Raw genomic sequence first — 12981 nt, 5'->3', positions numbered from 1 at the left:
TGCCCGACGACAGGCGGGGCCATGCGTGCAGCAGCCATGAACTCCTTCGAGGAGTCGATCGAAGTCGCGGTTCCCGTGCACACCGCCTACAACCAGTGGACGCAGTTCAAGACCTTCCCCCGCTTCATGCCCGTGGTGAAGGAGGTCGAGCAGCTCCGGCCCAACCTCACGCGCTGGGTGGTCGGGGCCGGTCCGGTGCGCCATGAGTTCACGGCGGAGATCGTGGAGCAGCGGCCCGACTCGCTGGTGGCGTGGCGCGGCCTCGGCCGGCGGGCCGGTCACCGGGGCGAGGTGTCGTTCCGGAAGCTGGCCCCGGACCGTACCGAGGTCGTCGTGCGCATGCGTTTCGAGCCGCACGGGATCAAGGGCCGCGCCCTGGCCCGGACCGGGGCGACACCCCGTGCGGTCCGGGCGGGGCTCGGCCGCTTCAAGGAGTTCATCGAAGGGCTCGGGCAGGAATGCGGCGCCTGGCGGGGCGTCATCCGCAACGGGCAGGTCCAGCCCTCGGAGCCGGATCCGCCCAGGAGCCGGGTGGCCGGGTGGCCCGTCGGCTGAGCTCGCCCGCCGCGGTGCCGCTCGCCCGGCGCGGCCTCGAGGCGGCGGCCGGCCGACGCGTTCCGCTCGGCCCTCCCTTCAGCTCTGCCCGCTTCCCGCCAGTGCGGTGAGGACGCGCCGGGTCTTGCTCTCGGGGTTCTCGGAGAGCGCCACCCCGCGCTCCCGCACCGCGTCCTCCAGCTTCCGCTGCTTGCGCTCGGCCCGCGCCGTGAGCTTCTCGGCGTCGTCCTCGTCCTTGGGCTTCACCCGGACGGAGACCTCCAGGAAGTCCAGGCCGGCCACCGACCACGCCTCCAGGTCCGCCTCCAGGTCGTCGAGCGGAACGTCGTCGGCCTTCGTGGAGAGGACCGGCCCCAGCGCGACCAGCCCGTCGAGCCGGACGCCGGGCGCGCAGGCGCGCAGGAACCGGTCCTGCACCGCGCCGATCGACGCGGCGGGATCGGCCCCGGGCTTCACCGCGTCCGACAGCGCCCCCGGCGGGTGGCCGTGCACCGAGGAGGCGGCCAGCACACGGCGGTTCCCCGACCAGTCCTCCTCGATCCTGTACGTGAGCGGCTCCGCTTCGAACGGGGCGGAGAACCGGCCGACCAGCTGCTGCCGAGTGCACGGACGCAGCTTGACGGTCAGGTCGTCCTGGCTCCCGCCGATCCTGAACCGCACGATCACACCGCCGTCCAGCAGCGGCACCCGGCCCTCGGCGACGCCGTCCCGGTCCTCGGCGAACCAGATCCGACGCGTCGTCGTCGGGGCGCTCGACCCGCCGAGGGCCGACAGCGCCGCCGCCACGTCGCCCTCGATGTTGGCCTTGATCTCGATCGGCGACAGGTCCATCGCATCTCTCCTGCACGCTCTTGCGGGATTCACCCCGTGGACGCCGCGCTCGTGCGTCCGCACGCACCCGCGGGGACGGCGCCCCTCCCGCCTACCAGTTGGGGGTCACGTTGGACCTGAGGCCGCCGTTGGCCGGACGCTTCTCGAAGTGGAGATGGGGGCCGGTGGACTTCCCGCTGGAACCGACTTCTCCGATCTTCTGGCCGGCCCTGACCGGGCCCCTCGTCACGGTCTGCTCGGAGAGGTGGCAGTACCAGAAGTCGAACCCGCCGACGCGCAGTACGAGGAAATGGCCGAAACTGACGTCATATCCGCTGCGGGCTATGGAACCGTTGCGCACCGCGACACACGGCGTGCCGTGCGCAGCCGCGTAGTCCGCGCCGGTGTGGTAGCCCAGTACCCAGTGGGATCCCTTCTTCCGGTAAGGGGTGGTGACGCGGTGTCCCGGCACGGGGGACGCGACGCGGGCACCGGGAGCCGGGGCCGGGGTCGCCGCCGGGACGCGGAGCCGGTCCCAGGACGTCTTGCCCGGAATGCCGTTGGCATCGGCCCCCTTGAACCCGAGCTTGTGCTGCCAGGCGGCGTACGACTGCCGGTCGGCATCGGTCCACTCGGGACCGGGACCCGTCCGGTACTTCCCGCACCTTTCCGCCACCAGGCGTTTGCCCATCGAGGCGATGGTGGGACTGCGTTGTCCCTCGTGGAAGAAGGCCGCTCCCGGGAACGGCGCCAACGCGGGCATGGTCCTCCTCCTTTCGGTGAGGGTCGGTGAGGGGTCTTTCGGTGAGGGGCCGGATCGCGGTGCGGATTCGTCCGCCGGGCGCGCGGGGCGTCACCGTACCGGCGCCGGATGCAGTTGGTTGCCGCCGCGAGGTCCGCCACCGGGTCGTGGATCCGGTCGGACGCGCCTGCCGGGTGGTTCCCGGCGGACGTGCCGGGGACCGTCCGGACGTGGCGGCGTGAGCGGTTGAGCCCGGCACCGTCCGGCCGAGCCGGGCCGGCCGTGTCCGCGTCGTCCCGGTTCGCCGTGTCCGGACGGGTGGACGACTCGCGGGAGCACGGGGGCCGGCGGTTCGCTCCGTTGCCGGCCCCGCGCTCGCCGAGGGATCCGGCGGAGCCCGCGGGGATGGTCCGTTCCGGCTGCGATGAGCGCCGTCCGGGTGGTCTCGGCCTCATCGTCGCGCTCGCCGAACCCCACGGCGGAGGGAGCAGCCGGCGCGCCTCCTCGGAGCGCGGGAGGCCGGCAAGGAGTGCGCCCGCCGGCCGGCGCGGCGGCGTTCCCGCCCGCGGGCCGCGCACCTTCCCGGACCGTGCACCGCTTGCCCCACGGTCGCCCCTGCTTCCAGCATGCGCCCGTCGGGAGTCGCGCGCAAACCCGGAAACGCGCAGGTGTACGGGCCTTTCGGACGGTCGCTGCGCCGGCCGGGAGACCTCAGACTCCGGGGACGCCCAGCCTGTCCCAGCTGAACCGGCCGGGGATGCCGTCGGCGGCTCCGCCCTCGAGACCCAGCTTCTGCTGCCAGGCGGCGTAGGACCTCACGTCGCCGGGCCCCCACACGTCGATGTCGGTGTCGGAGGTGTAGCGGTCGCAGTCCTCGGCGACGAGCCGGGCGTGCATTCCCGCGATGACGGGCGACTTGCGTCCCGCCTGGAAGAACGACGTACCGGGGAACGGCTCGAACCGGGGCCCGGCGGGGGACGGTCCGGACGGCTGTGACACGAACGCCGGCCAGGAACCGGGATCGACATGGTCGTTCTCCGGCACGTGGGCGTGGGCGTACCACCCGCCCTGCGACTTCCACTTGTCGGCCGGACACGTGTTGCGGGACAGGGAGGCCGGACGGCCCATGGGCCAGACGTCGGGTACGCCCCAGGAGCCGGTCCACGCGTTGAGCTCGCCCCAGCCCTTGCAAGGGGTGTCGACCAGCCTCGCGAACACCCTGCCGTCGACGCGGCAGTGCGGGAAGAACAGGGCCTCGATCTGGATGACGACCTTGCCGGCCCGGTTGGTCCGGGTGCCACCGGCCGCGTCGTACACGGCCTTGCTGCGGGACGTGGCGGGGAAGAACTGGGCGAACGCCCCCGTGAAGGGGTCCCAGAGGACGTGCGGGGCCCGGCCCCGGCCGTCGCCGGTGAAGAACCCCTTGAGGTTGGCGAAGGGGACCAGGTCCAGGGGAGCCCCGGCGGTGGCCTTCCGGTCCCCCGTGATGTGCGCGATCGCCTTCGCGGGAAACGCGGGGTCGCACGGCGCGTGGTCCCCGAGGTCCACCTTGAGGGCTTGGGGCATCCACGGATCGGGCATGGTGGGGTCCTCCCCTCTTCGCACCGCACACGACCGCGGGGTGCGGCGGGGTGAAACGGGAAGCGGGAGCCGGGCGGACGAGGGGCCGTGCGGCAGGTCCTCCCCGCCTTCCACGATGCGTCCGACGGGAGGCCGCGGCAAACGGGGAAGGCCCGCGGGAAGCGGTCCCCGGCCCTTCGGCCGTCGTCGTCAGGGCTGTTGGGCCGCAGCGGGTGCTCAGACCTTCGCCCGGTAGGCCCGCATCGCCAGGGGGGCGAACACCGCCGCCATGCCCACGGCCCACAGCAGCGACCACAGCGCCGGTTCCGCCACCGGGCCGCCGACCAGCAGCCCGCGGTACGCGTCGGACAGATGGGTCACCGGGTTGACGTCGCTCCACGCCTGGAGCCAGCCCGGCATGGTGTCGACGACGACGAACGCGCTGCTGGTGAACGTGATCGGGAAGATCACGGTGAACGAGAACGCCTGCACCTTCTCCGCGTCGCTCGCGAGCATTCCGATGAGCACGGCGCTCCACGACGCCGCCGCCGCGAAGACGACCAGCAGCACCGCGCCCAGGAGAAACCCCCCGAACCCGCCGGTGATCCTGAAGCCCATCAGCAGCCCGATGCCGATCATCAGGAGCATCGCCCACACGTGCTTGGCGAGGTCGGCGGTGATCCGTCCGATGAGCGGCGCGGAACGGGCTATCGGAAGACTGCGCAGCCGGTCGAAGACGCCTTTCGTCAGGTCGGTGTTGAGCGCCATGGCCGTGTACACCGTCATGAACAGGGTGTTCTGGACGATGATGCCGGGCAGCGCGTACATCAGGTACGCGTCCGTCGATCCGGCCATCTGTCCTCCCAGTACGTAGGTGAACAGGAAGACGAACATGATCGGCGTGACGCTGTAGTCGACGAGCTCCAGCGGATTGTGCTTCACCGCCACCAGGCTGCGCCACGCCATCGTCAGGGTCTGGCCCACCCACGCCAGGGGCCGTACCCGGCCCGGCGCCGTGAGCGGGGCGGTGACCGTCGCGCTGGTCATGAGGAACTCACCGCCTTCTCCAGCTCGGGCTCGTGACGGTCGTCGCCGCCGTCCGTCCCGCCGCCCTCGTCCCCGGGCTCCGCCCGGTGACCGGTCAGGGCGAGGAAGACCTCGTCGAGCGAGGAGCGCCGCAGGGCCAGCTCGCCGACCCGGATCCCCGCCCGGTCGAGCCCGCGCACGACCGCGGGCATCAGCCCGGGGTCCTTCACCGGAGCCGTGATCACCTCGCCCTCGATCCGGGTCTCCGGCCCGACCGCCTCCCTGACCAGCCCGTGGGCGGCGGCGACGTCCCCGGGGGCGAGCGGGCGGACCTCCAGCACCTGGCCGCCCACCTCGGACTTCAGCCGGTCGGGCGTGCCCTGGGCGATCACCCGGCCCTTGTCGACGACCACGATGTCGTCGGCGAGCACGTCGGCCTCGTTCAGGTACTGCGTGGTCAGCAGGGCCGTGGCGCCGTCGGCCACCAGGGCGCGCAGCATGTCCCACAGTTCTCCGCGGCTGTGCGGGTCGAGGCCGGTCGTGGGCTCGTCCAGGAAGAGGATGCTGGGCCGCCCGACCAGGCTGGCCGCGAGGTCGAGGCGCCGCCGCATGCCGCCGGAGAAGGTCTTCACCGCGCGTCCCGCCGAGTCGGTGAGGCGGAACCGGTCGAGCAGCTCACGCGCCCGTGCCCGCGCGTCGCGCCTGCTCATGCCGAGCAGGCGGCCGATGAGCAGCAGGTTCTCCGTGCCGGTCAGGTTCTCGTCGACCGCCGCGTACTGGCCGGTGAGGCCGATGAGGGCACGCACGGCCGCGGCCTCCCTGACGACGTCGTACCCGGCCACGGTCGCGCGTCCCCCGTCGGGCGGCAGCAGCGTGGCGAAGATCCGCACGGCTGTCGTCTTGCCGGCCCCGTTCGGACCGAGCAGGCCCAGCACCGAGCCGGTGCGGGCCGCCAGATCCACCCCCGCCAGGGCCTCGGTCTCCTTGAACCGCTTGACCAGGCCCTCCGCCTGAATCGCGTACGTCATGGGATTCCCCTTGTGACTTCGCGGTGTCGCGGACGTCGCGGGTCGGCGCCCACCTGTCCCTCAACTGTGACGCACGCCACTGACATTCCTCCCGGTGCCGGCCGCTCACCGGGAGCCGGCGGGCCGGGACGGCGCGGGCACGTCGCTCGTCCGTCCCCGCGTGCCGGCCCGGTCCGGGGCGGGCGTGCCGGAGCGGCCGCCCGGCTCAGCTCTCCCCGGGCCGCGGCATCAGATCGAGCCGGCCGAAGGCGTCCGCCACCCGGGAGCGCCGGCCCGCGGTGGCCTCCGTGGTGCGGACGGCGCCGTCGTCCAGCGTGCGCAGGCGGGTGACGGCTTCCTCCAGGTGGGGGGCGTCACCGCCGAGGACGACCCACTTGCCGACCTCGGGGTGCAGGACCAGGGCGGCGTCGCGGTTCTCCTCCTCGGTCGTGGGGCGGTCGACCCAGATGCCGCAGCTGCCGGTCACGCCGACCGGAACGCCGCCGGCGGACCAGGCGACCGTGACGGTGACGGTGTGCCGGCCGGGCCGTTCGAGGGGGAAGCCGTCGGAGCTCCAGAAGACCCGGTAGTCGGCCTCCAGCCACTCGCCGGGGGCCAGCGGGGCGAGCTTGGCGGCGTCGCAGGCGATGACGAACGGGCGCACCGCCTTCTCCTCGTCGCTCTCGTCGCTGCTCGACATGGTGGCGAACAGCGCCTCCAGGCGGATGTCGTCGGGGACCAGCAGTGCGACGCCGGAGGTGTTGGTCAGCTTCCAGGAGACGGTGACGGGGGCGCCCAGGGGCGTGCGGTCGGTTTCCGCGGTGACCTCCAGGCGCAGCTCGTCGTCGCGGAAGAGGTTCCGGTCGGCGGCCTGCGGGGCGCCCGCGGGGAGCCAGGAGGCGAAGGGCCAGCCGCCGGGACGCACCACCGGGTCGGGCATGTGCGCCAGGTGGTTGCGCACGGTGGGGTTGAAGCCGAGGCTGATCTGGTCCGGGAAGACACCGGGGGCTCCGGTCAGGGGGCCGGCCAGGACGTCGGCCACGCTGGGGGTCGTGGTCATGATCGAGTTGTCGGCCGCGGTCTCGGTCTCCTGGTGGATCTGGTTGAAGGCGTGGGTCACCTCGTGGGCCGCCGAACGGAGGTAGGCCCGGGGCACGTCGCGTTGCCTCCGGTTCTCGGCGGCGCCGAAGTGCGCGGAGTCGCTGTCCGGATAGCCGTCGTCGCTGAAACTGGCCGATCCCTCGCGGGGCACCTGGATCTGGTCGTACATCACGCCGCGGGAGCAGCCCATGGTGGCCGGGACGACGACGAGGTGGGTGCGCCATTCGGCGTCGAGGTCGGTGCCGGCCTTGCGCACGCTGCTCATGAGCGCGTGGAGACCGGCCGGTGACCAGCAGGCGTCGGGAGTGACGCCGGCGGGCACGGGGACGTCCGCCTGGGCCTCGGCGTGGTCGACGGTCAGCTGCCAGCCGGCGGTGGCGTACACGGTGTCGAAGAACTCGTCCGCCGTTCCGGCGGCGTTGGGAACGGGCTGCGGCGGGACGGCTCCGAGGAGCGTGTCGATTTCCAGCACGGCCCTGCGCAGGAAGCCGGAGACCCATCTGAGGGTCACCGAGCCGCGGTCGATGCCGCCTTCCAGCACACGGCCCTCGAATCCGGGACCGTCGAGGAAGGGCAGGGGGGAGGGAGCGGCGGGGACCTGGGTGAGGACGAACCTGAGGGAGCGGCTGGGCGTGGAGGGGAAGGTCCCCCGGAAGGAACCGGGCGGCGGCCGGGTGTAGTCGAACTCGTCGACGTCGACGATCACCTGGCACGGCGTGCTGAGCGGGGTGCGCCTCGGCACCACCAGGCGGGTGCCCCTGAGGTAGGAGCGGTACCGGTCGCGCGGGAGGACCGGGATGCGCGGCAGGAGCAGGGGGAAGGGCAGGTCCGTCCGGCTGGCGGTGGCGGCCGGGGAGGCACCCCGGGCGGTGCCGCCGCGGCCGTCGCCGGTGGGCGCGCCCGGATCCACCGGGAACGGGGAGCCGGGCGGGAAGGGGAGCGAGAGCGGGAGCGGCGGGACCACGGGATCCGGCCGGTGGTAGAGGTCGCCGCTGACGATGACCCCGTCGGGCCCCGAGGCGGGTGCGGCCCGGTCGACGCGCAGGGTGCCGACCGTGGCCCGGAGGACGCTCAGGTCGGACCGGATGGTCACCTCGTAGCAGCCGTCCCGGAAGTCCGGGGCGCAGGGCCGCGACGGCGGGAGCGCCGGAGGGGCGTCCGGCGGCGGGGGGAACGGCGGCGGCGTGCCGGTGCCCGGGCCGGGCGGGCGCTGCGCTCCCGGCAGTTCCTCCTCGGCCAGGATGAGCGTGGCGACGGGGACCCCGGAGGGAGCCGCGTCGGCCCGGTTGGGCCACAGGTGCGCGCTGGTCTCGAAGGCGGGCGATGCACGGTCACACATGGCGTGTCCTTCCGCGTCCGGCCTGCTCCTCGCGCACCTGTGCCGACGGTGGGAGACGGGTGCGCGTACGTCGAACGCATGACGGTCCGGAGCCTCCGGCTCGGGGTTCCAAGGCGACTCAAGCAAGTGATCCGCCCTGCCGCGAGCGTGGAAGGCCGTTGGAGGGACGGCGCGGTGCGCGGGGCTCCAACCGCGACGCACCGGGACGTGCCGCCGTCGCCGCCCACGTCGCCCCACCGGCCGCACCGTGCCCGAACTCCCGGGAGCCGGGGGGGGGGAGATCGGTTCCCGGGGCCGGTCGCACCGCCACCGGCCGCCACCGGCCCTGGGACCGGAGGCCGCGCCGGTCTGCGGCTTCCGGCTCGTGGCCCTGGGTCGCAGCGGTTCCGCATGAGGCGCACCATGGAGATGAGCGGGCGTGCGACGCGGCCGACCCCGCGGCCGCCGGTCGTCCTGCCCGCCGGCCACGGGCTCCCGTGCGACACGCGGCACGGTCCGGCGGATCGCGCGGCGGCCGCCCCGACGGCCGTACGGAACCGGCACGGCCGTACGGAACCGGCACGGCCGCGCAGGCCCCGGCGGACCTCGTCGGGGGCGTCCGGAAGAACACCGGGACGAGTCCGCGATCGCGAGCCCCCGCGGCGTCCTGCGTCCAGGTGACCGCCGCACGGGCCGGGTTCCTCCCCCACGGGGCCGGTGACCTCGCTTCGTGCCGTTCCGCGCCTTCGAAGGACGGTGAGGGTCATGGAGATCATGGACAGATCCCGCGACGAGCGGGAACAACAGGCGGCGGCCGCCGCCGCCCGCTACGACGAGACCGGTGAGCAGCGCCGGGAGGTCGAGCGTCAGCAGGCGGCCGGCGTCAGCTTCCCCGACTCGCCGGAGGCACTGGCGGTGCGGACGGCCCGCCTGCTCGACCGGCAGGCCGTGCCGGCCGCCATGGTGATGGAGGCGGTCCGCGCCGAACCCCTCGCGCCGTCCGCCGCGTTCGAGCGGATCCTCGGCGTGTCCAAGGAACTGCAGGCATGGAGCTTCCTGCCGCGCGGTGCCCGGGCCGCACGCAGCATCGCCCGGATCTCGACGCGGGAGAACGGTCGCGAGTTGCCGACCGGCACCGGCTTCCTGGTGTCGCCGAGCCTGCTGCTGACCAACCATCACGTCCTCCCCGACGAGGACGCCGCCCGGCACTGCTTCGTGGAGTTCGACGCCCAGGTCACCGTCGACAACACACCGCAGCCGCCGGCACGGCTGGAGTTGGACCCGGACGGGTTCTTCACTGCGGACAGGCGTCTCGACTTCGCCCTGGTCCTGGTGGCCCCCGGCCCCGGCCACGGGCCACCGGGCGAGACCTTCGGCTGGCACCGGCTCAGCGTCCAGCTGGGCAAGCTGGTGATCGGCGAGCCGGTCAACATCATCGGCCACCCGATGGGACGCCTGAAGGAGATCGCCGTACGCGACAACGCCCTGCAGGTGCGCCTGGACGACTTCATCCACTACCGCACGGACACCGAGCCCGGGAACTCGGGCTCCCCGGTCTTCAACGACCAGTGGGAGGTCATCGCCCTCCACCACAGCGGCGTGCCCAGAACCGATGAGCGCGGCCGCCTCCTGCGCCGCGACGGCCGGGTGTGGCACCCCGGTGACGGTGACGACACCATCGACTGGGTGTCCAACGAGGGGGTGCGCATCAGCTCCGTCCTGAAGCACCTCGCGTCGCTGCCGCTCACCCCCGGGCAGCGGGCGCTGCTGGCCGGCATGGGGCCGGAGTCGGGGCTGGGCGGCCCCCTGCCGGCCGCCGGTGCCACCGGTGCCGTCGGCGGGCCGGTCCCCGCGGCCACCGGTGCCGTCGCCGGGCCGGCCGCCCCCTCCGCTCCCGTCGGACAGGCGTCCGCCGAGGCGGCCGCCCCGCGTGCGACGGGCCTGCGGGCCCGGGACGGCGCGTTCGGCGGCAGACGGCACCTGGTCTTCCTGCACGGCCGCGCCCAGCAGGGCAAGGACCCCGGGGCCCTGCGCCGCGAGTGGACCGCCGGGCTCAACCTGGGGCTCGTCCGGGCCGGGCTGCCGACGGTCGATCCGGCGGACGTCTGGTTCCCGTTCTACGGAGACCGTCTGGTGCGGGCCCTCGGCACGCACGAGTCCGTTCCCCCGGCCACCGAGGCGCCGGCGGCCGTCGCGCCCGACTCCCCCACCGCCCGTGCGGTGTACGAGGAGATCATCGGCGAGGCGGCCGCCAAGTGGTACGTGCCGCCGGAGACGCAGCAGGCCGCCGAAGGGCTGAGCCTGGACCCCGCGGTCGGCGCCGTGTGGCGGCGTCTGGGCTGGCTGGCCGCCAGGAGCGACCTCGACACATGGGCCATCTCCCTCGTCTTCCGCGACGTGGCCGCGTACCTCGACGACCGGCGGATCCGCGAGGAGGTCCTGGACTGCGTGCTCGAGAGCGTGCCGGACTCGGGCGAGATGGTCCTCGTCAGCCACAGCCTGGGCACGGTCGTCGGCATGGACCTCATCACCCGGCTGTCTCCCGGTGTGGAGGTCGTCCACCTGACCACGGTGGGCAGTCCTCTCGGGATGGACAGCGTGTACCGCCGGCTCCTGTCCGGTGGGCCGAAGAGCCCGGAGAAGGTGGCGGACTGGCTCAACGCATGGTGCCCGACCGACGCGGTGGCCATCGGCTGTCCGCTGGCCGACGACTGGGCGGACGGCCTGACCGACCTCGCCGTCGTCAATGCCCGCGACCGGGCCCACAGCATCGCGGAGTACCTCGCCCACGCCGACGTCGCCCGGTCGGTCGGCAGTCATCTCGTCACCGGTTGAACGACGGACGACGACGGGCCGGTTCGGCACGAGCGGGCCGGGGACGACCCGTCGGGCACCCGCCGCTGTACCGTTGCGCGGCGCGGCGGGTGCGGGTGGAGCGGGACAGGGCGGTCAGTCCCAGCGGATGTCGGCCAGGGTCTCCAAGGGGGCCCGGTCGGCGACGGCCTCAGGCACCTGGAGGGTGTCCCCCTTGTGCAGGACGGCCGGGAAGCTGAGCCGGGTGCGGTTCTCGAGCTCGCCGAGGGTGACCTGGAAGACGCGGAACTCGTCGAGTTCGAGGGCCTCGAGCTGATCGAGGTTCTGGGTGAGCAGGAACCCCTTGGCCTTCAGCGTGCCGTGCTCGGTGAAGACGATGACTTTCCAGAACTCGCGGGGGATCCTCACCCCGCGGAAGGTACGGTCGTCCTCCCGGAAGACCGGCCCGCCGAACGCGCTGACCTTGAGGTCGTCGACCTCCGTGTCGGCGAAGACGGCGTCTTCCAGTTCGCCCCACAGCCCGTTCTTGGAGCTCTGGTTGAAGTCGTCCATCTGCGGGGTGATGTTGGTGTAGAAGAACGAGTCGGTGTTGGCCTTCTTGGCCTCCGGCAGGCTTCCCCACAGCAGATCGGCGCGGCGGGCCACGTGCCCGCGGTCGAGCCGGTTGTTCTCGTACAGTTCGTTGCCCACCTGTGCGGTGGTGGGCAGCCTCGGGTCCTTGACGAACGGGATGCCGTTGCGGTTGAGCTTCTTCAGGGTGCCGCCGTCGATGTTCCAGCCCACCCAGAAGGGGAAGCGTCGCTTGCTGCTCAGGGCGAGCGAGAAGTGCGTGTAGGGGACGACCTCGGAGCCCTGGAGGCGGACCGCGTCGCGGACGAGCTCCGCGTCCAGCTGCGGGACGTCGATGCGCTCGTCGAGGAAGTCAGGGTCGTATCCGGCGACGGCCCGGACGTCTTCCGGGGCCGGCGGGGTCAGGCTGATCTCGAGCTTCTCGAACACCGAGGTCGGCAGGCACGCCAGCGCGTGCTCGTCCGGTTCGCCCGCGGCCTCACCGCCGAAGTGCAGCCCGGCCATGACCGTGCCCGGACGGCCGCCCTGTTTGAACAGCCACACCGCACCGGAGTCACCACCGCTGCTGATCTCCCCGGTTTCGGGCAGGCGGTCGGGGTCGGGGCCTATCTCGAAGCAGCCGATGACCTTGATCCCGACCTGGCCGCCGTAGTCGAGCTTGGCGATGGTGTCGACGCGGCGGACGATGCCGTGGGTGACGCCGGTGGTCCGTCCGCTCTTGACGACCTTGTCGTCGAGCTCCGGCTCCCCCAGTTCCCCGGGGACCACGCCCAGTTCGAAGATCTCCCGGACGAAGGCGCGGTCCTCCACGGCGGCGATCGCGCAGTCACCGGCCACGCCCAGGTGGGACCTCTTGAGCGTGCCCAGGCGGTTGCGGCGGATGCGGTTGTCGTCGTGCGGGCCGGGCTGGACGACCTCCACGCCCAGTTCGCTGTCGGGGCCCTGCAGCACGTGCCAGTTGCTCAGCACGTAGGGGGTGCCGTCGGCCTTGTCGAACACGATGCAGCCGATCGTGCCCGCCGAGACCGTCACCGACCCGACACTCACCCCGGGCTCGATCGGGTCCAGGCGTGTCTTGCGCACCGGGCTCTCGGCCTCGGCGACCCTCCGGAACTGCGGTTTGTAGCTGCGTTCGATGACGTCGGTGGGCACCTCGACACCGTCCACCGTGATCGTCTCGGGTATCAGGGTGGTGCCCAGCGTCTCCAGCACCTCCGGTTCGGCCTTGCTGTCCACCGTGAACTGCAACGCGACCTGCCTGCCGCGCCGGCCGCCGGTGACCTTGCGGCCGATGCCCACGGAGGTGATGTTCGGATCCTCCAGCAGCTCGGGGCCACGGGTGCGGATGTAACGCCGCAGCGAGGCGAGCAGTTCGTCCTCGGAGGTCGCCGGCTTCCTGGCCGGCGAGGTGGTCTTCTTCTTGGTCTTGGTGGCCATGGCGGCCCGTCCCTTCACCGAAGGGGGCGGCATGTGCGCGG

8 protein-coding genes and 2 pseudogenes are annotated in these 12981 nt (G+C 72.9%); 2 read left to right on the top strand and 8 right to left on the bottom strand.

Features of this window, described 5'->3' with window-relative positions:
- Positions 1 to 36: 36 nt before the first annotated feature.
- Positions 37 to 555: an SRPBCC family protein gene (locus GL259_RS36035; protein ID WP_159539229.1), complete on the top strand. Its 519-nt coding sequence runs from the start codon at positions 37 to 39 to the stop codon at positions 553 to 555.
- Positions 556 to 633: 78 nt separating this feature from the next.
- On the opposite strand, the gene GL259_RS36030 is transcribed toward GL259_RS36035, so the two are convergent.
- From GL259_RS36030 to GL259_RS36005, 7 genes and pseudogenes are all read right to left on the bottom strand, one after another.
- Positions 634 to 1386: a hypothetical protein gene (locus tag GL259_RS36030; RefSeq protein ID WP_159537830.1), complete on the bottom strand. Its 753-nt coding sequence runs from the start codon at positions 1384 to 1386 to the stop codon at positions 634 to 636.
- Between the two features lie 91 nt (positions 1387 to 1477).
- Positions 1478 to 1765, bottom strand: a pseudogene (locus tag GL259_RS39165) (M23 family metallopeptidase); the annotation flags it as partial.
- A gap of 117 nt (positions 1766 to 1882) precedes the next feature.
- Positions 1883 to 2113: pseudogene (locus GL259_RS39160) on the bottom strand (peptidoglycan-binding protein); the annotation flags it as partial.
- A gap of 705 nt (positions 2114 to 2818) precedes the next feature.
- A complete protein-coding gene (locus tag GL259_RS38030) occupies positions 2819 to 3688 on the bottom strand; it encodes a peptidoglycan-binding protein (RefSeq protein WP_208026563.1) in 870 nt (289 codons plus the stop codon).
- Between the two features lie 216 nt (positions 3689 to 3904).
- Complete coding sequence (locus GL259_RS36015; protein WP_159537826.1) at positions 3905 to 4714, bottom strand: ABC transporter permease; 810 nt, start codon at positions 4712 to 4714, stop codon at positions 3905 to 3907.
- Positions 4711 to 5721, bottom strand: coding sequence for an ATP-binding cassette domain-containing protein (locus GL259_RS36010; protein ID WP_159537824.1), 1011 nt, complete (start codon positions 5719 to 5721; stop codon positions 4711 to 4713). Before GL259_RS36010 ends, GL259_RS36015 begins: the two co-directional genes overlap by 4 nt.
- 205 nt (positions 5722 to 5926) lie before the next feature.
- Entirely contained in the window at positions 5927 to 8140 is a 2214-nt protein-coding gene (locus GL259_RS36005) for a hypothetical protein (RefSeq protein ID WP_159537822.1), read from the bottom strand.
- A 753-nt stretch (positions 8141 to 8893) separates the two neighbouring features.
- Here GL259_RS36005 and GL259_RS36000 point away from each other — a divergent pair.
- On the top strand, positions 8894 to 10954 hold the full coding sequence (locus GL259_RS36000; RefSeq protein WP_347814638.1) for a serine protease: 2061 nt from the start codon (positions 8894 to 8896) through the stop codon (positions 10952 to 10954).
- A 114-nt stretch (positions 10955 to 11068) separates the two neighbouring features.
- On the opposite strand, the gene GL259_RS35995 is transcribed toward GL259_RS36000, so the two are convergent.
- Positions 11069 to 12940 (bottom strand): DNA/RNA non-specific endonuclease, encoded by a 1872-nt coding sequence (locus GL259_RS35995; RefSeq protein WP_159537818.1) that lies wholly within the window; start codon positions 12938 to 12940, stop codon positions 11069 to 11071.
- Positions 12941 to 12981: the final 41 nt, after the last annotated feature.

The organism is Streptomyces sp. Tu 3180 (assembly GCF_009852415.1).
Taxonomy (GTDB): domain Bacteria; phylum Actinomycetota; class Actinomycetes; order Streptomycetales; family Streptomycetaceae; genus Streptomyces.
Note: the sequence above shows the minus strand (reverse complement) of the source record. Positions and strands in the feature narration are given on the sequence as shown.